This is a genomic window from Variovorax sp. DAIF25, from assembly GCF_050711835.1.
GTDB lineage: Bacteria > Pseudomonadota > Gammaproteobacteria > Burkholderiales > Burkholderiaceae_C > Variovorax.
The window spans coordinates 3,535,675-3,557,423 of record NZ_CP136636.1 but is presented as its reverse complement, the minus strand read 5'-3'; the positions used below and the strand labels follow the sequence as shown (position 1 = coordinate 3,557,423).

Below are 21,749 nucleotides of genomic sequence, written 5' to 3'. Positions count from 1 at the left end.
ATGCAGTTTTCCTCCACGGACACACAACCCAGCGGCGGTCGCGCCGCACCGCTGCTGCACTTTGGCGCCCCCGCGGACACGCCGGCCGAGCAGTTTGCCAACTGGCTACCGTATTCGGCCTACCTCGCCCATGAAAAGATCTTCGTGAACCGCGACGGCATGGGCTTCATGCTCGAAGTCATGCCGCAGTCGGGCGCTGACGAGCGCATGGCCGAGGTGCTGGTCTCGCTCTACGCCAACTGCCCACCGGGCACCGGACTGCAATTCCACCTGTTTGCCTCGCCCCACATCCGCCACCAGTTGCGCCAGTACACCAACCTGCGCGTCGAGGACGAGGACCAGGCCGAGAAAGCCCGCGAGTGGGGCCGCCCCGTCCCCAACGAGAACCTGTTCCGCAAGCTGGCCCGCCAGCGGGTCAACCACCTGCTGCACGGCACCCAGGATTCGCTGACCGCAGGGTTCCACTACACGCTGCGGGACTTTCGGCTGATGCTGAGCGTGACGTTTCCGGGGAGCGCCGAGGATCTGAACCGGCGCGACGCGCTGCTGGCCCTTCGCGACTCGATGGCGGCCACGCTGCGCTCGGCCATGCTGCCAAACCGGGTCTGCGACGCGGCCGACCTGATCAACTGGTGCGCGCTATTCACCAACCCGGACCGCATCGCGCATTCGGATGCCGAGGACCTGAACTACGACGATGACCACCGGCTGCGCTACGACGACGGCCGCGAGATCCGCGACCAGATCGTGGACTTCGACACCATCCAGGATCCGCACCCTTCGGGAATCACGCTTTGGAAGGAAACCAGCGCCGAGGTGCTGGAGGCACGTTTTTATTCGATCAAGAGTTTCCCCGATCGCTTTGCCCTGTGGCAGATGGGCTCGCTGATCGGCGACCTGATGCAGCCAGCGCTGCAGTACAGCGCACCGTTCCTCATCACGCTGGGCGTGCACGTGCTGGACCCGAACGCCACCAAGTCCATCATCACGGCCAACCACGTGCGCGCCACGCAGAACGCCAAGTCCAAGATGGCCGACGTGATGCCGGATGTCCGGAAGAAGCTCGACGACTGGTCTGCCGCGGCCAACGCGATCGACACCGGCGGCAGCCTGGTGAGCCTGTACCACCAGCTAGCCATCTTCACGTCGCCGGGCAAGGCCGCCTCGGCGCACGAGGCTGCAAATGCCATCTGGCGGGCCCGGGGTTTCCAGCTCAACGCCGACGCTTACATGCACCGCCAGGCGCTGCTGGCCAGCCTGCCGATGACGCTGACCCCGAGGTTCCACAAGGACCTGGCCAAGATGCGCCGCGTCACGCGCAAGACCATGGCCAACGCCATCCACATGGCGCCGCTGATCGCCGAGTGGCGCGGCACGCGCAACCCGGCCTTGGTGTTCGGTGGCCGGCGCGGGCAGGTCATGACGCTGGACCTGTTCGACAACGACCTCGGCAACTACAACTTCGCGATCATCGGCGCACCCGGCTCGGGCAAGTCCGTGCTGATGAACGAGCTGGCGTGGTCGTACCGGGCCATCGGCGCCAAGGTCTGGATGTTGGACCTGGGTCGCAGCTTCGAGAAGCTGTGCCGCAAAGCCCAGGGCACCTATATCGAGTTCCGGCCGGACGTTGATATCTGCCTGAACCCGTTCACCATCGTGCACGACATCAACGAGGATATCGACATGCTGGTGCCGGGCATCAGCAAGATGTGCTCGATGCAGCATGCGCTGGATGAGGTCCAGTACAAGGCCATCTCGGCCATGATCCTCAAGCTGTGGCGCCAGTACGGCCAGGATCTCACGGTCACCGGGCTGCGCGATGCCTTCAAGACCGGCACGCTGGAGGAACTCGGTGCCGTCAATGACCAGCGCATCAAGGACTTGGCCATCATGCTCAACCCGTATGCCAGGGGTGGGCAGTACGAGCGCTTCTTCGAGGGCCGGGCCAATGTGGACTTCTCGAACGACTTCATCGTCATCGAGAACGAAGAGCTCAAGCGCCGGCCCGACCTGCACGCGGTGGTCAACATCCTGCTGCTGCACCAGATCACTGGCGAGATGTACCTGACGCGCAACCGGCGCAAGGTACTGTTCATCGACGAGCTCAAGCAGCAGCTCGGCGACATCGGTGCCGACGACCCGGTCAAGGCTGCCGTGGTCGAGGAAGCCGCCCGACGGGCTCGCAAGTACGGCGGCGCCCTGGGCACCGCCACCCAGAGCGCTGACGACTACTACGGCAGTGCGCAGATGGAGGCCGCCTTCAACTGCTCGGACTGGGTGTTCCTGCTGCGCCAGAAACCCGAATCCATCGAGATGCTGGACCGCAAAGGGCGCCTGGCCATGGACGAGCCCAAGAAACGGCTGCTCAATTCGCTACGCACCGAAGCCGGGGCATTCTCTGAGCTGTACATCTCCTCGCCCGTGGGCGAAGGCGTGGCACGCAACATCTTGGACCCGGCCACGCACCTGCTGTTCTCGAACAAGCTGGAGGACAACGCGCCCATCGATGCGCTGCGCGCCCAAGGCTTGTCGATCGACGAGGCGATTGCCGAACTGCTGCGGCAGCGGGGGCATGCGCTATGACCCGGCTGCTGCTGCTCAACGCTGTGGTCTCGGCGTTGCTGGTCGCGCTTGGCATCACGGCCTATGACCGCTGGGTGCTGCGCCCGGCATTGGTGGTCGGCGTGGTCGACCTGTCCGAGGTCTACCGCGCCAAGGAAGCCGAGTTCACCCGCCTGCTGACCCAGCCCGGCAGCGACGCGGACCGCGAGCGGGCGCTCGCGCTGGCGCGCAACTTTTCGCAGCGCCTGCCCGCGGCGCTGGACGAGCTGCCCCAGGAATGCGGGTGCCTGGTCGTCATCAAGAGCGCGATCGCTGGCACGCCCCATGGGCTGGACCTGACCGCGACCCTGCGCCGCAAGGTGGATCTGCCATGACCGCACACCTGGATTCCCTCGATGCACTGGACACCCAACCTCAAAGCTGGTCGCGGCGACGTGCCAATGCCCTGCTGGACTTTCTGCGCCATATGCGCCGACGCTGGTACCTTTACCTGCCGGTGTTCGCGATCTGGGGCTTTGCCTATGTGCGGCTCTTCATCGACCCGACGCCGCGTCTGCCCCTGTTGGTCAACTGGACGCCCAGCCTGCCCTACCGCCTGGCGCTGATGCAGTACCAGCACCCGGCAGTACAGCGCGGCGACCTCATCGTCTTCGCGTTTGCAGGCGAGGCCCAGGCCCATTACCCCGGCCTGCGCGGACAACCCTTCTTCAAGCGGGTGCGGGGAGTGCCTGGCGACGTCGTCACGGTGTCGGAGCGCGCGGTCTTCGTCAACGGCGAGGCCGTGGGCCTGGCCAAGGTCCGGGCTTTCGACGGACATCCGCTGGCACCCATCGCGCCGACGGTGATTCCACCCGGGCATTTTTACGTCCAGGGCATGGGCCCCCACAGCTTCGACTCGCGGTACGCCGAAAGCGGCCTGGTGCGTGCCGAACAGGTGGTGGGCATCGTGGTGCCGATCTTCTGAGGAGCCGGATCATGTTCAGAGTTTCCACCCTCGTCGCGTTCCTGTTGGGCCAGGCGTTAGCCGCTGGCATTTCGCTCGCGCAGACCAGCCCGGCGTTCGGGCCGTTGTCCGCGACGCCCAGCCAGGACGCCTCGGGCGACATGCCCCTCGCGGACTACCTGGGCCTGCTCAAGCAGATCGCGCCAGCCGTGGAAAACGGCGCACGCACCTACCTCGGCGCCCTGCAGCTGCGCTGCGGCCGCACGCTGACCACGGCCGAGCTGCGGCATGCAGTGTCCGAGGGCGAAGGCAATCCCGCCCTGATGGGGCTGATCCGCGCCGCCCACCAGAAGGACACCGCCGCTCGAGACCGGCTCGTCGCCCAGCTTCCCTGTCCACGCGGAGGAACGCAATGAACCCCCAAGCCCGCCTTGCCCTCGCGTTCGTTGTGCTTGCCTGTTCCAGCGCTGCCTCGCACGCCACCGACCTCGGCACCCTCGGCCCCACCTACGAGATCGCCGAGCCGCATCTGCTGCAGATGATCGAGCAGCGCCTGCGCGAGAAGGAACGCAGCGGCGAGTTGGCCCGGATCGAGAAGGATGCACGCGCCCGCGGCACGGAGGCAGTGCGCAGCCCGGTGCCTGTTGCGGGTGTGCAGACCACGGCCAAGCCCCGCACCTTCTACTTCGACCCGACCTACACGCTGGACCGCAACATCCTGGGTGAAAAGGGTGAATTGATGTTCGCCGCCGGGACCAAGGCCAATCCGTTGGACGTGGTGTCACTGTCGCGGCATCTGCTGTTCTTCGACGCCCGCGACAGCCGCCAGGTCCGCCAGGCGCGCGACCTGATGGCGCGTTACCAGGGCAAGGTCAAGCCGATCCTCACGGGCGGCTCTTACCTGGACCTGATGCAGTCCTGGCGCACCCCGGTCTACTACGACCAGCAGGGACTGCTGACGCGCCGGCTCGGCATCGCGCAAGTGCCGGCCCTGGTCTCACAGGAGGGCAAGCGGCTGCGCATCGACGAGATGGAGGTGCCGCGATGACCCGCATCCTCCGCGCGCTGGCGTCAACGTTGCTGGCCGTGCTGCTCCTGGCCACGGCAACGGCGGCAGGCGCTGCGGGCGCGGCCACCTGCACGGGCAAGTTTCCGAATCCGATTACGGACATCTGCTGGAGCTGCATCCTGCCGCTGAGCATCGGCGGCGCGCGCATTGGCAACTTCGGCGACCAGGAGGACATCGACAACCCCTCGAGCCCGCTGTGCACCTGCGGCGTGAATCCCATCATCGGCCTGTCGATCGGATTCTGGGAGCCCGCGCGCCACGTCGAGGCCGTGCGCGAGCCCTTCTGCCTGGCGTCCCTGGGCGGCATCGACCTCGATCCCGGCATCCCGGCGCCCGAGGCGGCGCGCTTCACCCGCCCTGAGGGGGATGGCGATGGCGGGAGCTTCTACCAGGCCCACTTCTACGTGAACCCGGTCCTCTATTACCTGGAGGTGGTGACCGATTTCCCGTGCCTGGAGAGGGGCTCGTTCGACCTGGCCTACCTGACCGAGGTCGATCCGCTGTGGGCCGACGACGAACTCACCCTGATCATCAATCCGGACGCGGCGCTGTTCGCCAATCCGGTGGCGATCGCCGCGTGCGCCGCCGACTGCGTGGCCGCCTCGGTGGGCTTCGGGATCCGGGAGATGTTCTGGTGCGCTGGTTGCCAGGGCGGCCTGTACCCGATGAACGGCCATGTCCCGTACCACATGGGCGGCGTGCGCACCGCGGCCCTGATGGCTCAGCGGCTGACGGCCAAGATGCACCGCGAGCTGATCGCGTGGGCCTGGCACGGCCAGGCCGGCCTGTGCGGGCCCTACTTCGCGCCGGTCATGGACAAGACCGCCTACAAGACCCAGCTCACCCATCCCATCCCGAACACCGCGAAGGAAGCCGGGAAGTGCTGCCAGCCCTTCGGCCGCACGACCGTGACCTGGGGCGCCGGGAAGGAGTACCCGGTGCGCGGCGAGGACTTCGCCTTCATGTTGTTCAGGAAAAGGAACTGCTGTGTCGGCTACTGACCGCTCCCACCTCCCCAGCCTCCTGCGGCGCGCGCTCACCTGCCTGCTGGCCGCGGGCGCGCTGCCAGCGGTCTGGGCCGCCGGCTCAGCGATCACCGAGGCCGATATCGAGCGAGCGCGCCGCGCCCAGCCCACGGTCACCGAGCAGGACATCGAACAGGCGCGGCGCAAGCACAGTTTGCCCCCGATGGACATCCCGGCGAGCGCCCCCGCGACCATTGCCCCTTCCATCGACGCCCTACCGCAGCCCGTGACGCGCACGCCGATCGACCTCGAAGCGCTGGCGCGCGGCTATGCATCGCAGGCGGACGCGATGGAAGCCGCCCAGGGCCTGGCAAAAGGTCCCGGCCTGTTCATCTTCGTCAGCCTCGCGATGCCCCGGTCTACCCTGCAACGCCTGATCGACCAAGCTGCTCGCGCGCGGGCCTCAGTCATCCTGCGCGGCCTGGCCAACGGTTCGCTGCGCCAGACCGTGGCCCAGGTGCAGCCACTGATCGGCCAACGCCAGGTCGCGGTGCAGATCGACCCGCAGGCCTTCGACCGCTTCGCGATCGTGCGGGTGCCCAGCTTCGTGCTGGTGCGCGACGGCACCCGGCCAGTCTCCTGCGCCTCCGGCAGTTGCGCGCCGCCCGAGGCCTTCTTGCGCACGGCCGGAGACGTGAGCCTGGACTACGCCCTCGAGCATATGCAGCGCGCCGCCCCTGCCTTCCGCGCCGATGCGGCCCCGTTCCTCGCACGGTTGCGGAACTAGGAGACCTGCATGCCTACCGCTCTTGCACTGCTGCTGCGCCAGATCGTCGTCGGCTTCACGCTGGCCAGCTTCCTTGCGACACAAACGGCGGCCGTGGCCGGCCCGCACGAGGAAGGTACGGCCGCAGGGCAGGCGGCCAACCCGGTGGCCCGGGAAACGATCACGACGCCCAGCGCTACGTCCGTGGTGCCGGGCTACACGGCGGCACCGCCCGAGCGCCTCTACTACGGCCAGCCCAATCTCTCAGGCCAGACCAGTGCCCAGCTCGCCGCCTGCGCGCTCACGCCCAACGACCCCGTGTGCCAGGCGCTGCTGGGCGCCCGGGCTTCAGCCAACACGCCGCGGGAGCCGGTCTCGCCCTACGACCCAGCCGTGCTGGGCGCCCGGCGCATCGCGGCCAACCCGTCGACGCAGTTGGAGGACATCGCGAGCTACTACAGCGGCTGCCAGGTCGATACCGTGGCCACGCCGGCAACGGAGACCCGCGTGTGCCGTCAGTACAGCGGCGCCACGGCGCAATCCTGCGCGCGCACCCTGTCGGCGTCGATCTCGCGCACGAGCAGCTGCTCGCCTGGCGATTGGTTCGCCCAGGCGGCCTCGGGAAGAATCGCGCTGGCCGTGCAGTGCAAACCGGATCTGCCGGCCTCGGCCCAGCATTTCCGGGTCACGAGCAACGGCGTGCCGCTGGCCTTCTTCGATGTGAACATGAGCGCCGCGTACGTGTTCCCGCAGATGGTCGCTCAAGTGCCAGGTGGCAACTGGTGGGGCGGCGGCGCCAACGGTGTCTGGGTCGCCAACAACCGATGCAACGGCGACGACTGCCGCCTGATCGGCTTCATCACGCAGCAGTACCGGCAGATCTGCACCGGCAGCGGCGGGGACGCTGGTGATATGACCTGCACCACCGAGCGGCCCTTCCTGGAGGTCTACGCCGCCTGCCCCGCCGGAACGCAAAGCGGCGACCACATCGCGTACACCACCGGTGGCGGCGGTGACGGCGGCTCCGGCCAGACGACCTACCTGGACAAGGCAACCTGCTACGCGCCGACGCAGGGGCCCTCGGACTACCCCGGCTCCGACGACACGGGCGCGGTCTCGGGCAGCTACTGGACGGTGCAATCGAGCCGCCCCGTCGTTGGATTCCAGTTGAACCCGGCCTACGGCCCGATCCCGCAAATGACGCTAGCCTATGAGCGGCCGCACACCACGGTCACGGAATCGGACCAGTGGGACGATCAATGTCCCAACCTCCAGGGCGACGGTCGTTGCTCGATTTCCGGTGCGGCGCGCTGCGTGGACGGGCCGGCGACCCGGCAGATCGACGGCGCGCCGGTCACACGGGCTTGCTGGCGCTACGAGACCGCGATGTCGTGCCAGTACGGCGCACCCACCGACGAATGCGCGCCGCTGGCTGCAGCCGGCTGCACACCGGCGGGCACCAGCTGCAGGCAGACCAACCCGGCCACCGGCGCGTGCGAGATCACCGAGAACCGCTACACCTGCCCGGTGGCGCCGGGCTCGACGGTGGCGGCCAGCAACTGCCCAGCCAACGTCTTCTGCATCGCGGGCAACTGCTTCAACACGGCCTACACGAACGATGCCGACTTCGCCCGGTCCATGTCCTTCCTGGAAGCCGGGCGCCAAGCTGGTGTCTACCTCGACACCGACAACCTGCAGGTCTTTAAGGGAGAGGCCAACAGCTGCCGCGACCGCCTGCTCAAGAACTGCTGCTACGCCGACTCGGCCGGCTCGGGCATGAGCAACCAGAGCGTCTACGGCGTCGGCTCACGCCTGGTCTACGACACGCTCATGAACGCCGGCAACCGCGAGTTCGTCTACCAGGGGCTTTCGGCTCTGCTGACCGGCGGAGGGTTCTCCGGCAGCTTCACGAGCTATGGCGTCACCGTAGCGGTCAACGGCACGGCCCTGCCGGCAGGGTCGGCGGTCCTCTATTCCGGCGAGAGCTTGGTCATTGCCTTCGACCCCTGGAGCCTGGTGATCGCGGTCGTCATCTACATCGTGATGTCGATGATGTCCTGCAACGAGGATGAGGGAAAGCTTGCCATGAAGGAAGGCGCGAAGCTGTGCCACACGGTCGGCACCTACTGCTCTTCCTGCCTGCGGATCCTGGGCAAGTGCGTGTCCTGCATCGAGCACACGACCACGAAGTGCTGCTTCAACTCGGTACTGGCCCGGATCATCAACGAGCAGGGCCGGCTCCAAATCATGAAATGGTGGGGCACGGCAGAGATGCCGGACTGCTCGGGCTTCACGATCGCCCAGTTGCAGGCGCTGGACTTCTCGCGCATGGACCTGACCGAGTTCTACGCCTCCATCGTGCCCAAGCTGCCCAACGTCGGCGCAATCCAGGGCGGCAACGCTGGCCGCGCGAGCAACTGCTATTACGCGGAAGGGAGATGCCAATGAACATCCGCGCACGCATCGTCGCTGCCGCTGCATCGGCATCCATGTGCCTGCTTTGCGCAGCGGCACACGCCGAGCCGGTGCGCACTCCCGTTCCCGACGCTCGCCCCGTCATGCTGGCCGCGTTGCAATCCGCCGACGGCACGGCCCATGGTGTCTTGGCTGGAGAAATCGCGGACGCCATCACAAAGCGTTTCGAGGCGACGTCGCCGATCTACATCGACGTCTCCACCGAGCGGCGCTACCGCGAGCCAGGCTGCAGCCGGCTGAAGGTGCTCTTCTGGCAGGAAGGCGTGCGCCTGCCCGAGGCCAAGGCGCCACGCAAGCAGACGATCGAGTTCGGCATCAACTACTGCGCCACGGGCCTTCCGCCCAAGTCGCTGCTCTGAGGGGATCTCCATGTACGCACGTCTGCCTTCGATCCTGGCCACCGCCGTGCTCTCTGGGGCCACCATGGTGGTCGGCATTGCCTCTGCGCAGGGCGTTGCTCCGCCGACGCCCCTGGGTGAATCCCACCGCCCCTACTGGTCCGACGGCTGGCGCGGCTGGCACTTCTACGAGGATCCCCCCCAGGAAGAACTCGTGCCCACCGCCCGGCCCGCGCTGGCCATCCCGTCCCAGCCCACCGCGCCACCGCGCCCGCCTGAGCTGGTGGAGTTCGAGCGCCTGCAGAAGACCCTGGAGAACCTGCGCAACATCGCGATCATGCGGCCGACCGAGGGCAATGTGCGGCGCTACATGCAGCTGGAGATGCAGGTGGTGAACCGGGCCTCCTATTTCGCGGACGTGGCGCAGCGCGTGGCGTGGGCCACGCCGGAGCTCGACCCTACCCTGCAAGGTCGTCCGGTCAATGCCCAGGCGCTGGAGGTCTTCGATCAGCAGCAGCGCGCAAGCCGCTCCACCTCCGTTGAATCACTGGGCCGCGACCATGTGCTGTTCTTCTTCTACCGCAGCGACTGCCCCTACTGCCACGCGTTCGCGCCAACCCTGCAGGCCTTCGAATCCCGTCATGGCATCCAGGTAGTGGCCGTGAGCGTGGACGGAGGTCCGATGCCGGGATTCCCGAGGGCGCGCCCCGACAACGGCATTGCCACCGCCTTGAAGGTGACCCAGGTGCCGGCCGTCTTCCTGGCCCAGCCCTATACCGGAAAGATCAGCCCGATCGGCTTCGGCGTGCTGTCCGAATCGCAATTGCTCGAGCGGATCGCCACCGTCTCATCGCCCAACGGCGAGGCCATGCTGCCGAGCGCCACCCAGCGCCTGGCTCTTCCGTAGGAGGTCTCCATGCCCATCCGTTCCTGCACCGTTCATGCGCGCAAGGCCACCGCTGCGGCCATCGCCCTATCGCTTCTGTGCACCGCGACACCCAGTCGCGCCGATCTCAACAGCGAGGTCAACGACATGTTCAACAACCTCGGCGCCATCGGCAACTACACCGCGCCGGGTGCGTTTCGCGGTCAGACCTACAACACCTACACCGGCGGCAACCTGATGATGCGATCGCCGAACAAGGTGTACCAGCTCGCGGCCATCCAGTTCCCAAGCGCGAAGGCCGGCTGCGGCGGTATCGACGTGTTCGGCGGCAGCTTCAGCCACATCTCCGCGCAGGAGTTCAAGAACATGCTGCGGAACATCACCGCGGCTTTGCCGGGGATCGCCTTCCAGCTCGCGCTGGAGGCGGTCTCGCCGCTGCTCGGCGGACTCACCAAATGGGCCAAGGGTCTGGAGACCTGGATCAACAACGCCCGTATCAATTCCTGCGAAACGGCGAAAGCCATCGTCAGTACGGCAGCCGAGGCCGTGGGCTACAGCTCGCAGGAGACCTGCGCCGATCTCGCGATCGACATGGGCCTGGAGAGCGACCGGGACTCTGCGCGCAAACGCTGCGGCACCGACCGGCCCAACATCCTGTCGTCGGCGCGCTCGTCGGCCGATGCCAATGTGCGCAACAAGGCGCCGTTCGTCGGCAACCTCACCTGGAAAGCACTGCAGTACACCGGCACCTATCTGGACGACGCTGAGCGCGAGCTCATCATGAGCATTGTCGGCACCATCATCTACTACCCCGAGGAATCGAAGCGCGATCCGGAGCCCATCGCCCCCACGTTGACTTCCATCAGCCAGTTGCTCTACGGCCAGGCCGCAGGCTCCGGTACGAACGTCGTCCAGCACCTGCTGCGCTGCAACGACTACACGAACTGCGACGTGGTCTCACTCAACACCAACTACAGCCACGTCCCGTTCACGGCGAAGGTCGAAACCATGATGCGCTCGATCGCGGACAAGATCGCGACGCGCACGCCGATTCCCAACAACTCGGCGGAAGTGGGCTTCGTGAACCAGACCACCGAACCCGTCTACAAGATGCTCTCGGTGGGCACCAGCATCCCGGGTTCAGGCCTGGCCGACAGCCTGATCGGCCAGTACCGCGACGTGATCGCGGCCGACTATGCGTACGTCTTCCTCGAACGCAACCTGCGCCTGGGCATGGCGGCGCTGTCCAAGGACTACACGCTGCAGCAGACCCAGCGCGACCAGGCCAACCAGGTACGGCAACGCGCGCAGGCCATGCTGCTGCAGATCTCGCAGGAGAAGAACCTGCTGTACCAGAAGGTCGGCTCATTCCGGGCCGTAGCCAGCCACCTGGAGCAATTGGAACGGCAACTGCGCTCCAGCATGCCGCAGCACGTGGTGGACATGCTGGGCCAGCAGGCGGCCTACCTGTCGCGCTGACACCGATGGATGGGCTCGGCCATGTGGGAGATCTACGCTTACCAGAATGCCGACAGCCTGTTCGGCGTGTTCAACGCGGCCGCGGCCATCCATGCCTCCAGCGACTATGCCTCGGCCGTCGCAGCCGTCGCCTTTTGCGGCTTCGTCGCGGCCCTGATCGCTTACGCTTTTGCCCCGGAGAAGCTGCAGGGGTGGAAGTGGCTGGGCTCGGTGATGTTGATTTTCAGCATCCTGATCGTGCCCAAGGTAACCGTGGGGGTGGTCGACAAGACCGGTGGCTCTGCGGTCAAGGTGGTGGACAACGTGCCCTTCGGCGTGACGCTGCTGGGGAGCCTCACCAGCAACATCGGCCATACGCTGACCGGCCTGTTCGAGACGGCCTTCCAGGCGATCCCCGGCGCCGGCGCGCTGCCAATTGAGCTGTCTTACCAACGCAACGGCCTGATGTTCGGCAACCGGTTGATCCGCGAGACCGGCAATGTGGTGTTCCAGGACCCGGGGTTCAGGACCGACCTGGTGAACTTCATCCACAACTGCACGACCTACGACCTGGTCGACGGCACGCTGGATCCGGCGGCGTATTCTGCGTCGGACGACGTCTGGCCGCTGATGAGCTCGCCCAATCCGGCCCGGTTCAGTACCTTGACGGGAGCCGGCGGCACCGTAGGAGTGGATACCTGCCCAAATGTGTACCGGAACCTGAACGGGCGGTTGCCGGCGCAACTGCAGCGCATCCAGGGGCGGCTGGCCTTCCAGCTGAACCCGACGTTGCCGGGCACGGCTGCTGCTGCGACCGTAGCTGGCCAAATCCAGCAGGCCTATCTGAAGAACGGCATCGCCAATGCCTCGGCGACCACCGCCGACATCATCCGCCAGAACGCCATGCTCAATGCACTGGAGGACACAGGCAAGATCGTGGGACAGAAGGTCAATGACCCGGCGGCCATGGTGCTGGCCGTGGGACGCGCCCAGGCCGTGGCCCAGATGAATGCCTCGTGGCTGAACTACGGCAAGGTGGCCGAACAGGCGCTGCCGGTGTTCCGCAATGTGATCGAGGCGGTGACATACGCCCTCTTCCCGCTGTTCGTGCTCTTGCTATTGTTGACCAGCGGCCGCGATACCATGCTGGCCTTCAAGGGCTATGCGGCCATCCTGATCTGGATCCAGCTATGGCCTCCGCTCTATGCGATCCTGAACTACATGGCCTCGATCTATGCCGCCTACGACCTGGCGGCCGCCGCCGACCTGGGTACCGGCGGCAAGGCCCTGGCCCTGCAGACCGCCTCGGTGATCTACTCCCGGGCGCTGTCGGGAGAGGCTATCGTCGGGTATCTTGCCATCAGCATCCCTTTCATCGCCTGGGCCGCGCTCAAACGCATGGAGAACTTTGGCACGGCCCTCGTGGGTGGGCTGTCGGGCCTGCAGGCCATGCTCTCTGGCTCGACGGCGGCGTCCACCGTGGGCAATACCGCGCTGGGCAATGTCTCCATGGACCAGATGCAGCTCGCGCCGAACCGAACCTCGGCCTTCATGGGCAGTTGGCAGAACGACCTGAGCGGCAACACCTTTACCGGCAATGCGCTGACGGGGCGCACGGCCGTGAACCTGCTGCGCAACCAGGGCTTTGCGTCGCGGGTGGTGTCGATGCGGGTGTCTGAGCAGGACGTGCAGGATGCAAGCCGGCAGGTGGATGCTGCGCGCAGCGAGGCGGTGGCTGCCAGCAGCGAGCGCTCGGCGATTCTGGCAGAGGCATTTTCCAAGGGCATCGCCAAGCTGCACTCATCGCGCAACAGCACCGGCACCACATCGAGCGGCTTCGAGCAGTTTGGCGAAACGGTCAACCGTCTGGACCAGATCAGCAAGAGTGTGGCTGATACGACGGGGCTCACGCAATCTCAGGTAGCACGAATTGCCTTGGGCGCCACGGGTCAAGTGGGAATCAATACACCCATTGCGGGGCTAGGAGCAAACGCATCTGGCGACAAGAGCTATTTGACTGGGCTTTCTGCCGCAGAGCAAAAGGTATTGACCTCCATAAACAGCGAGCAACTGGCCGAGTTCAAGCAGTTCGGCGACCGGGTATCTAGGGACAAGAGCTTCATCAGCATGGTCACCAGCGACAGCCGCGAAGCCTTGGATCTGTCTGCCCGGCTGACATCGACCACTGCGCGGATAGAGCGCGCCGACGCCAGCTTGAACGAGCGGAGCGCCTTTGCTGAGCGCGTCTCGACGGCCTATGAGCGCGGCGAAACCATCTCGATCGATATCGCCCAGGATCCCTATAATCTCGCGATGTTCACCCGCTACGCCGAGCAGTATGGTGGCAACAGCGCGTCGGCGCGCGTGCTGATGGAAGCGGAGCTGGCCAGGCAGTCGCTGCAGCCCAACCGCGTGTTCTCGGACGGTATTGCAGTACCGTCCGCCTTTGGAGACCTTTCCGCGCAGCACCTGCAAGACTCGAGCAGTCCGTCGTTGGATCAGGATCTTGGAGGCCAGCACCGCGCCAACCAGGGCAGCGTGAGCGGCTCTGGCGGTGGGCCCAGGCCCGGGTCTCCGGGTGAATCCCCGTCAGCCATGCGCAGCGATGTCCAGGCAGAGGGCCTGCGTATTCGTGCAAGCTCCTCTGCGGATCAGGCCACCTTCGAGCGCAAAGCGCAGATCACCAAAACACCGGATGGAACGTTGGCATCCGAACGTTCCTTGATGAAGCAATCCGTCAATCAGGTAAAGGGAGACGCCGCACCCATCGTCGAGGACGCCAAGCAGGCTATCAAGGATGCCCTGAAGAAATAGAAGCGATAGCAGGCTGTTGAAAAACCAAAACAGCGGTTTCGTTCGGAGATGACCGACGCGGCAGAACGCTCCAATCTGCCAGCGTGCATTGACGCGGCCACCATCGCGCAGCTGTACCGCAAACGCTGGCGCATCGAGGGCCTGTCCGGACGGCTCGAATCGGTGTGCTGCAAAGCGAGATCCGGAGCTTGGGCCACCCGCGCGCGGTACTGCTGGGGTTTGCTGTGGCAGTGCTGGCGCTGCTCAAGCACTGCGTGGAGCAGGCGCACAGCGAGCGAGCCCCCGATCTGAATGTCTCGACCTACCACCTGGGCGTACATGTAGCCAGTGACTATCTATCAGGGCATGCTGATTGCGCTGCCCTCAGAGGTGTGGCGGCCGTGGTCAGAAGCGCCAGCGGGGGATGTTGTGCAGTACCTGCTGCGCCTGGCGGGCAACGTCAGCCCGGGTAGTGTGAAGCGCGGCCCCAAGAAGGAAAAGCCAAGGGGGGTACGTCGCTGGCGCTGTGGCTCGCAAGCAGTTGTCCACAGCTCGTGTCCTCAAGCAGGCCGCGGGGGCAAGACCTTGAAAGGGGTGCCTGCTAGAGGTTTTTGTCGGCATCGAGCATACGATTGCCGTACTCAGGGTGCGGTGGCTTCATGAACTGCGGATGCCCCTCGTCACGCCAATAATTCGCCGCCAGATCGCGACTGGAGGTACCCATTCCGGAGATCGGATTGAGTTCTTCTTCTGTCGGAACAGGCCGAAGCTTGTGGCGCTGCTTGCCGATCTGCGACAGCCCGCCTCCGATCGCCCCGCCGAACAGCGCTCCCATGGCCATCATCCCAACCCGCAGGCCCCAGTCGTCATGGCGTGCTGACAGGTAGCCGAGACCGATGCCCAGCAGCAGGAAGAAGAGGAAGACAGCTTTTCGCATCGAAATACCCTAGCACCATGCCGCTGCAAGTCAAGCCGTTTAGCGAACGTGATTCTGTGCGTGCCCGAGTCGCCGTGGTGCTACGGGAGCCGCACCGAGTGCTAGATCAAGTCCTTCGTGAGCTCTTCCAGGGTCGGCTGCCGACGAGGAAATCGCTCTCGGACGGCGCTGCGGTCCGCGATGCCCAGTAACAGCCCGACTTGCGCCTCGTCGGCACCGCGTGAGTACAGGCGGTCCGCTAGCGTCTGCCGCGCGGCTAGCGCCGTGAGGCCGGAGAATCCGGCGTAGCGTAACAGCTTGCGGTAAGCCTCCTGGATTCCCCTGCAGAGGAAGCGTCGCTGCCCCTTTTCCTCGTACGACGTGATCGCGAAGCCTTGGCCGCTGGGCGAGAGGAACAGGGGGCATCGCGGGTCGAGTCCGCGATAGTACGAGTCACCACCGATCCTGTCGCCGCGCCTGCCCCTGTTCCCGAGGTAATCCGCCATCACCTCGTCCAGGCGGGCACTCAGGAAATACAGGGGACGAGTCCTGCCGTTGATGGCGACCTCCGGCCGTATGAAGGAGATCCGACTAACGTCGCCTGACGCCTCAAGGTAATCCTGCACCTCCAGGCGAGCAATCTCCAGTGGCCGCGCACCTATCGCAAACAGGATGTAGTAAAGCGCCAGGTCCTCGGTTGGCTGATGACTGTGTGCCATGATGAGCTTCGCCCCGAGGGAGATCTCGGTAACGCTCAGGATACGCCTGACCTCCAGCGCGGACTCGATCGCCCCCTCATCCGGCTCAAAGCCTTCAAATGCGCTGCCCTCATCGTTTGAGACGGGCGAAAGGTCGCGTCCTCCGTCTCGTGCCGGCTCATTTGGCACCGCTGTGCTTGCAGTCATGGAACAAGAGCTCCTTCGGCGACCGGTTCCGCGGAGCGTCACCACGCAACGGACCTGTTGTTGCTTTCGACATCGGCCGCTGACGTTCCGCAGCCACTACAGGAGCTTTCACCCCATTACATGCCTTCCTTCGATGCAGCTATTCAGACGCATGCTGAGGTGGAAGGGTCGGCGGGGCAGCTGCGCCCGCTATGCGCCAGCCCTGAACGCCGCCTCCACTGCCCCTCGATTAACCTTTAGACCACCACGTACTTGCCGACGAGGGGCATGGGCTTGCCATCCTTCTTCAGGCTGATCGCAGTCGGTGGTCACGACGAACTTGCGTTTCGTCCTGGCCTTGATGCCGTGCTGCTGCATGAGTTTGCGAACTCGGTCTTTGCCCACACGGATGCCTCGGGCCAGCAGTTCCTTGTGCATGCGTGGCCAGCCGTATTCGCCCTTGACCTGGACATGGATGGCGCGGATGTGGGCCAGCACAGCCTCGTCGCTGTGACGCCCGCCGGGTCTGCCAGCCAGGTCTTGTTGTGGGCGGATCAGCCAGTTGAAGTAGCCGCTGGCGCTGACCTCCAGCACGCCACACGAGATGCTCACCGGGTACTGGCGCCTCATTTGGTGAATCCAGGCGTACCTCGCAGCGTGTCCTGCGCGAAGTACGCCGCGGCTTTTTTTTGCGATGTCACGCTCCATGCGAAGCCGGGCAACCTCAGCGCGCAAGCGCGCTATCTCCATCTGCTCGGGCGAGACCCGCGCGGCCTTGTCAGCATCACCGGCGCCACTCAATGGACCCTTGGCCGCCAACCTCACCCAGTTGCCTAAACTGGCCTTGGGAATGCCCAGCACCTTGGCCACCACCGCAATGGCCTGGCCCGCGCGCACCTGACGCATCGCCTCCAGTTTGAATTCCTGCGTGTACTGCGCACGCACCTGCTTTGCTGTCATCTCTTGACTCCTTGTCGGTATTTTCAACAAGGCCAAGAACTCCACTTTTCAGGGGCAAGGTCACGTGATGTACTGGACAGACGCACTGCAGTCCGGATTGCCCGACTGTACGGGCTTCTGCAGTAAGCGTGTCTCCCCCGCATTTTTTGGTGGATCTCGTACCTGCTCAAACTACAGGCGAAAAAGCGCTCGATCTCTCAGTTCTTTGCGCCCTGGACCGGAATCGTCGTCCTCAGTTCGCGTATACGGTTGTCGGCATCCATAAAGACCAGACGGGGCTGGACGCTGTCGAGATCGGTCTCTGCTACCAGCCCGAATGCGGCAATGATGACCAGATCGCCCACAGCTGCGCGGCGCGCGGCCGAGCCGTTGAGCGAAATTGTTCCGCTGCCACGTTCGGCACGAATCGCATAGGTGATGAACCTCTCGCCATTGGCGATGTTCCAGATGTGGACTTGCTCGTTCTCCCGCAGATCGGCGGCGTCCAGCAAATCTTCGTCGATCGCGCAGGAGCCTTCGTAATGCAGCTCACACGCGGTCACCGTCGCGCGGTGTATCTTGGACTTGAGCAAGGTACGGTACATGGTTTCACCTTCAATGCAATAAAGTTCAGCGCGCCACCAGCCCCAGCGTGTCGAACAGGCGTCGGTCGCTGGCCCAGTCAGGGTTGCCCGTAGTGAGCAACTTGTCGCCGTAGAAGATCGAGTTGGCACCGGCCAGGAAGCACAGCGCCTGCACCGCCTCGCCCATCTGCTGGCGTCCGGCGGACAGGCGTACCCGCGCATTCGGCATCGTGATCCGCGCCGCAGCGATGGTGCGCACGAACTCGAACGGCTCGAGCGCATCGATGCCGTGCAGCGGTGTGCCTTCCACCTGCACAAGGTTGTTGATCGGCACCGACTCAGGGTATGGATCGAGATTGGCGAGCTGAGCGATCAGCCCTGCGCGCTCGCGCCGCGATTCCCCCATGCCGACGATGCCACCACTGCACACGTGAATGCCGGCTTCTCGCACATAGCCGAGCGTGTCGATCCGGTCCTGATAATCGCGCGTGGTGATGATCCGGCCGTAGGCTTCGGGCGCGGTGTCGAGGTTGTGGTTGTAGTAGTCGAGCCCAGCGTCCTTGAGCGTGCGCGCCTGCGTGTTGCTCAGCATGCCGAGCGTGCAGCAGGCCTCCAGTCCATGCGACTTCACGACCCGCACCAGCTCGGCAACCTTCTCGATGTCGCGATCCTTCGGCGCACGCCAGGCGGCGCCCATGCAGAATCGGCTGGCCCCCTCCTCGCGTGCCGCCTGGGCGGCCTCGGAGACGGCTGCGGCGTCGAGCAACTTGCCCGCCTCGACTCCGGTGTCGTAGTGGACCGATTGCGGACAATAAGCGCAGTCTTCCGGGCAGCCACCGGTCTTGATCGACAGCAACGTCGACAACTGGACTTCGTTGGGGTCGAAATGCTCACGGTGCACCTGCTGGGCCCGGAATAACAGGTCGTTGAACGGCAGCTCTAACAGCGCCAGTACCTCGGCCGCCGGCCAGGGGGCCTCGGCAGCATCGAGCGCAGGGGCCGCAAGGCGGCGGGTGAATTGGATCGGCTGGGCGGGCGTCTCGAAGGTGTTCATGGTGGTCGTTTTGTGCAGGTGGATTGTTATCAAGGGTTCTCGGTTCAGGCACGGGGGCGGATGTGCGCCGTCGCCTCGTCTTCCACGCGCTGCCAGATCTCCACCGCCATCGGCATCTGGCTCTCCTCGAGGATGTGACCAACCAGCCCGATTGCGCGTGCGAGCACGCCGATGCCGCGCACGATCTTCCACGGCAATCCGAGTTCGCAGCTGATGGCACCGATGGCGCCGGTCGCATTGACGGGAAGCGACTTGCCCGCGGCGCGTTCGGCCTCGGCGCAGATCAGTTGTTCGAGCCGGATGTAATCACCGGAGAAGTCATTGTCCGCGGCGATCTGGAACAGACGCGGCGCGCGCGGATCGACCGGCTTGTGCAGCGGATGGCCGAGACCGGGAATGATCTGGCCGCGTTCGCGGAAAGCCGACACGGTCTCGCGCGCGATGCGCTCCAGGTCAGCGCCTTTCGTGCCCGGCGGCAGCGCCTCGTACAGCATCCTGGCGGTGCCTTCAGTCGAGCCGACGAACACGCTGCCCAGGCCGCACAGGCCTGCCGCCACCGCCGCCTGCAGCGATTCGGGCGCACCGGCGTAGGTCAGGCGCGCGACCAGCGCGCTGGGCGTGATGCCGTGCTCGACCAGCGTCACCGCAATGGCATTGAACACGTTCGACTCCTGCGGCGTCGGCATGCGCCCGACGATCTGCAGGAAGGCCATGTCGCCCAGGTTGATGTGGCCGAGTATCTCGTCGGGCAGACTCTTGCCGTGCACTTCGATGCGATCGGGGGTGCTCCAGGCAATGTCGGAGCGGATGGGTATGTTTATGCGCGCCATGGGGGCATCTCCAGTGGGTTCAGAAAATCAGGCTTACAGGCCGGTGCTGCGCAGGACGGCAAGCGCACGCTGATAAATCGGGCTGTCGACCATTCGACCGTCCAACATGACGGCGGCACCACCAGCGGCAACGAAGACATCGCGCACGCTGCGCGCCCAGTCGATTTGCTCGGCGCAGGGAGTGAACACCGCCTGGACGGCGGCAATCTGCTTGGGGTGGATGCACAGCTTGGCGCCGAAGCCCTGACGCCTGGCACGCTCCGCATCGGCATGCAGCCGGTCGAAATCATCGATCACGAGACTGACGCCGTCGATCGGCGCGTCCAGCCCGGCCAGGCGCGAGGCGAGCACGAGCTCTGAGCGGAACCCCTGCAACTCGATTTCACCCCCGTCGGGCGCGCAGTCAATGCCCAGATCCAGTGCCAAGTCGACGCTGCCGAAGGCCAGGCGCACGACGCCAGGCACGCGGGCAATGGCGCGCACCGCTTCGATACCGCGCGCCGATTCGATGATCGGCAGCACATCCTTGTAGGTGGTCTCGACCACCGCGCAGATGGCTTCGATGCCCTCGACCTTGGGCAGCATGACGGCTGCCACGCCGGGATGGCGGCACAGGTCGATGTCCTCGTCGAACCACTGTGTACCGGCAGCGTTGACGCGCACGATGAGCGGCGCAGCCTCGTCGAGTGTGGCCGCCAGCGCAGCGCGGGCACGCGGCTTGGACTCGGGCGCGACCGCGTCCTCCAGATCGACGATCACCATATCGGCACCGGCGACGCGCGCCTTGGCAAAGCGCTCGGGGCGGTCCCCGGGAACGAAAAGATAGGACCTCGGCAGCCGAGTCAGGACTGGCGGCGCACTCATGGGCAAACCTTCGCCCAGCGGGCCGCGGTATTCGCCTTCGGAACTGCCGGGCGGCTCATGCCGCCAGCCATCGTTCAACGCGCGGCGCCTCGGCAACGGACCAGATACGGGCCATCAGATCGGCCATCTCTGCCGAGGTGGCACCTCTGCCGTAGGCCGCCAGTCGCCGCGCCTTGTCCTCCAGTTCGGCGCGCGTGAGGGTGTTGCCCGGGTCCCCCTTGGGTTCGTCGACGCGCGCCGAGAGTGTTTTGCCGTCGCGCGTGCTTGCTGTCACCTTGCCGATCCAGCGCTGTGGATAAGCGCCGTCAACCTCCTCGTCGAGCTGCATCGTGACCCGGTCGCGCAAGGCCGCCACGCGCGGCGAAAGGTAGTGCTGCTCGAATTCGTCAAGCCCGGCGTACCCGTACTCGGCCACCAGCGCGAGCACGGTACCCATCGAGAACTTGGCCTGGTGCACGGTGGATGGGACGGTGACCCGTCCGAGCACGTCGATCGCGCCCTGGTGCACATGGGTCGTCACCTGGACCAAATCATCCGCAACGAGCCGGTGCGTTTGCATCAACGCCAGCAGCGCGTCTGCGCTGGGGTGCGTATGACGGCACGAGGCGTGGTATTTGAACGAGGTTTCAGCCGTGGCCCAACGCTGCCCCAGTCGGTCGGTGAGCCGCGCCGGGTCGGCGTCGCTGGACGTGCCGACGGCCAGACCCTGCGGCCCTTCCAGAATCTGGCGCGCGCCGGTCAGGCCTTCGCGCGCCAAGTAAGCCGAAGCCAGTCCGCTGGACGCCGCATGCGCGGTGTGCAGTTGCTTGGAGTCGGCCGCATCGCGAAGGAACTCCCACAATCCTGCGGCTTGCGTGCCGGCGCTGCCGAAGGCATGCACCATGGTCGGCGCATCCAGCTTGAGCAGCCGCCCGGCCGCTGCAGCGGCGGCCAACGTTCCTGCGGTGGCAGTGGTGTGGAAGACGCGATAGTGTGAGCGTCCGAGAAATTCACCGACGCGGATGCCGACCTCGTAGCCCACCACCACCGCGGCCAGAAACTCGCGGCCACTCGCGCCGATGTCTTGCGCTATGGCCAGCGCCGCCGGGAACACAACGGCCCCAGGGTGGAACACAGAGCCGTTGTGCACATCGTCCTGCTCAGCAAAATGCGACGCCGCGGCATTGACCAATGCGGCGAAATGGGGGGAGGTGGTGCGGCGCGAGATCAGCACCTCGGCGCGGCCCGAGGCCGGCCCCATCTCGCGGGCATAGGCCTCGATGGCCTCAACCGGCCGCGCGCCCTTGCCGGCCAGCGCCGAGGCGTACCAGTCGAGAAACAGATCCTCGGTGCGGCGAAGCACAGGCGCCGGAATCGTGTCGAATTGCAAGCCAGCCGCAAAGGCGGCCAGCGTCGCGCTCGGGTTTTTATCCAGGGTCATGGC

At 65.5% G+C, this 21,749-nt stretch carries 19 protein-coding genes and 2 pseudogenes; 13 read left to right on the top strand and 8 right to left on the bottom strand.

Annotated features, from left to right (window positions below; genetic code table 11):
• The 13 genes and pseudogenes from traC to R0232_RS16525 form a co-directional block, all read left to right on the top strand.
• Nucleotides 1-2,583 (top strand): type IV secretion system protein TraC, encoded by a 2,583-nt coding sequence (gene traC / locus R0232_RS16585; RefSeq protein ID WP_431512807.1) that lies wholly within the window; start codon nucleotides 1-3, stop codon nucleotides 2,581-2,583.
• A complete protein-coding gene (locus R0232_RS16580) occupies nucleotides 2,580-2,936 on the top strand; it encodes a hypothetical protein (protein WP_060983790.1) in 357 nt (118 codons plus the stop codon). The genes traC and R0232_RS16580 overlap by 4 nt, the downstream gene beginning before the upstream one ends.
• Nucleotides 2,933-3,526 (top strand): conjugative transfer signal peptidase TraF, encoded by a 594-nt coding sequence (gene traF / locus R0232_RS16575; protein ID WP_060983791.1) that lies wholly within the window; start codon nucleotides 2,933-2,935, stop codon nucleotides 3,524-3,526. The genes R0232_RS16580 and traF (R0232_RS16575) overlap by 4 nt, the downstream gene beginning before the upstream one ends.
• A gap of 11 nt (nucleotides 3,527-3,537) precedes the next feature.
• Nucleotides 3,538-3,921 (top strand): hypothetical protein, encoded by a 384-nt coding sequence (locus tag R0232_RS16570; RefSeq protein WP_060983792.1) that lies wholly within the window; start codon nucleotides 3,538-3,540, stop codon nucleotides 3,919-3,921.
• Nucleotides 3,918-4,553: a type-F conjugative transfer system protein TraW gene (gene traW, locus R0232_RS16565; RefSeq protein WP_431512806.1), complete on the top strand. Its 636-nt coding sequence runs from the start codon at nucleotides 3,918-3,920 to the stop codon at nucleotides 4,551-4,553. Before R0232_RS16570 ends, traW begins: the two co-directional genes overlap by 4 nt.
• Nucleotides 4,550-5,575 carry a conjugal transfer pilus assembly protein TraU gene (gene traU / locus R0232_RS16560; protein ID WP_431512805.1) on the top strand — a complete coding sequence of 342 codons (1,026 nt, stop codon included), beginning with the start codon at nucleotides 4,550-4,552 and terminating at the stop codon, nucleotides 5,573-5,575. Before traW ends, traU begins: the two co-directional genes overlap by 4 nt.
• Nucleotides 5,562-6,326 carry a type-F conjugative transfer system pilin assembly protein TrbC gene (trbC, locus tag R0232_RS16555; RefSeq protein ID WP_060983795.1) on the top strand — a complete coding sequence of 255 codons (765 nt, stop codon included), beginning with the start codon at nucleotides 5,562-5,564 and terminating at the stop codon, nucleotides 6,324-6,326. The genes traU and trbC overlap by 14 nt, the downstream gene beginning before the upstream one ends.
• Nucleotides 6,327-6,335: 9 nt before the next feature.
• A complete protein-coding gene (gene traN, locus R0232_RS16550; RefSeq protein ID WP_431512804.1) occupies nucleotides 6,336-8,753 on the top strand; it encodes a type-F conjugative transfer system mating-pair stabilization protein TraN in 2,418 nt (805 codons plus the stop codon).
• A complete protein-coding gene (locus R0232_RS16545; protein WP_060983797.1) occupies nucleotides 8,750-9,139 on the top strand; it encodes a hypothetical protein in 390 nt (129 codons plus the stop codon). Before traN ends, R0232_RS16545 begins: the two co-directional genes overlap by 4 nt.
• Before the next feature lie 10 nt (nucleotides 9,140-9,149).
• Nucleotides 9,150-10,025, top strand: coding sequence for a conjugal transfer protein TraF (gene traF / locus R0232_RS16540; protein ID WP_066787231.1), 876 nt, complete (start codon nucleotides 9,150-9,152; stop codon nucleotides 10,023-10,025).
• Nucleotides 10,026-10,034: 9 nt separating this feature from the next.
• Nucleotides 10,035-11,483, top strand: a complete 1,449-nt coding sequence (locus R0232_RS16535; RefSeq protein ID WP_431512803.1) for a conjugal transfer protein TraH — start codon at nucleotides 10,035-10,037, stop codon at nucleotides 11,481-11,483.
• A gap of 21 nt (nucleotides 11,484-11,504) precedes the next feature.
• Nucleotides 11,505-14,276, top strand: coding sequence for a conjugal transfer protein TraG N-terminal domain-containing protein (locus tag R0232_RS16530; RefSeq protein WP_060983963.1), 2,772 nt, complete (start codon nucleotides 11,505-11,507; stop codon nucleotides 14,274-14,276).
• 69 nt (nucleotides 14,277-14,345) lie between these two features.
• Nucleotides 14,346-14,844: pseudogene (locus R0232_RS16525) on the top strand (IS4 family transposase); the annotation flags it as partial.
• Nucleotides 14,845-14,856: 12 nt separating this feature from the next.
• Here the strand turns inward: R0232_RS16525 and R0232_RS16520 are convergent.
• The 8 genes and pseudogenes from R0232_RS16520 to R0232_RS16485 all read right to left on the bottom strand — a co-directional run bounded on the left by R0232_RS16520 (nucleotide 14,857) and on the right by R0232_RS16485 (nucleotide 21,746).
• Nucleotides 14,857-15,192: a hypothetical protein gene (locus R0232_RS16520; protein ID WP_060983956.1), complete on the bottom strand. Its 336-nt coding sequence runs from the start codon at nucleotides 15,190-15,192 to the stop codon at nucleotides 14,857-14,859.
• A 101-nt stretch (nucleotides 15,193-15,293) separates the two neighbouring features.
• Nucleotides 15,294-16,076 (bottom strand): site-specific integrase, encoded by a 783-nt coding sequence (locus R0232_RS16515; RefSeq protein ID WP_243721573.1) that lies wholly within the window; start codon nucleotides 16,074-16,076, stop codon nucleotides 15,294-15,296.
• Between the two features lie 300 nt (nucleotides 16,077-16,376).
• Nucleotides 16,377-17,015: pseudogene (locus R0232_RS16510) on the bottom strand (IS3 family transposase); the annotation flags it as partial.
• Nucleotides 17,016-17,212: 197 nt separating this feature from the next.
• Entirely contained in the window at nucleotides 17,213-17,599 is a 387-nt protein-coding gene (panD, locus tag R0232_RS16505; protein WP_060983955.1) for an aspartate 1-decarboxylase, read from the bottom strand.
• A 25-nt stretch (nucleotides 17,600-17,624) separates the two neighbouring features.
• Nucleotides 17,625-18,632, bottom strand: coding sequence for a biotin synthase BioB (bioB, locus tag R0232_RS16500; RefSeq protein WP_082753111.1), 1,008 nt, complete (start codon nucleotides 18,630-18,632; stop codon nucleotides 17,625-17,627).
• Between the two features lie 44 nt (nucleotides 18,633-18,676).
• Nucleotides 18,677-19,462, bottom strand: coding sequence for a citryl-CoA lyase (locus R0232_RS16495; protein WP_431512802.1), 786 nt, complete (start codon nucleotides 19,460-19,462; stop codon nucleotides 18,677-18,679).
• 33 nt (nucleotides 19,463-19,495) lie between these two features.
• Nucleotides 19,496-20,326 (bottom strand): HpcH/HpaI aldolase/citrate lyase family protein, encoded by an 831-nt coding sequence (locus R0232_RS16490; RefSeq protein WP_431512902.1) that lies wholly within the window; start codon nucleotides 20,324-20,326, stop codon nucleotides 19,496-19,498.
• Between the two features lie 55 nt (nucleotides 20,327-20,381).
• Nucleotides 20,382-21,746: an MmgE/PrpD family protein gene (locus tag R0232_RS16485; RefSeq protein ID WP_431512801.1), complete on the bottom strand. Its 1,365-nt coding sequence runs from the start codon at nucleotides 21,744-21,746 to the stop codon at nucleotides 20,382-20,384.
• Nucleotides 21,747-21,749: the final 3 nt, after the last annotated feature.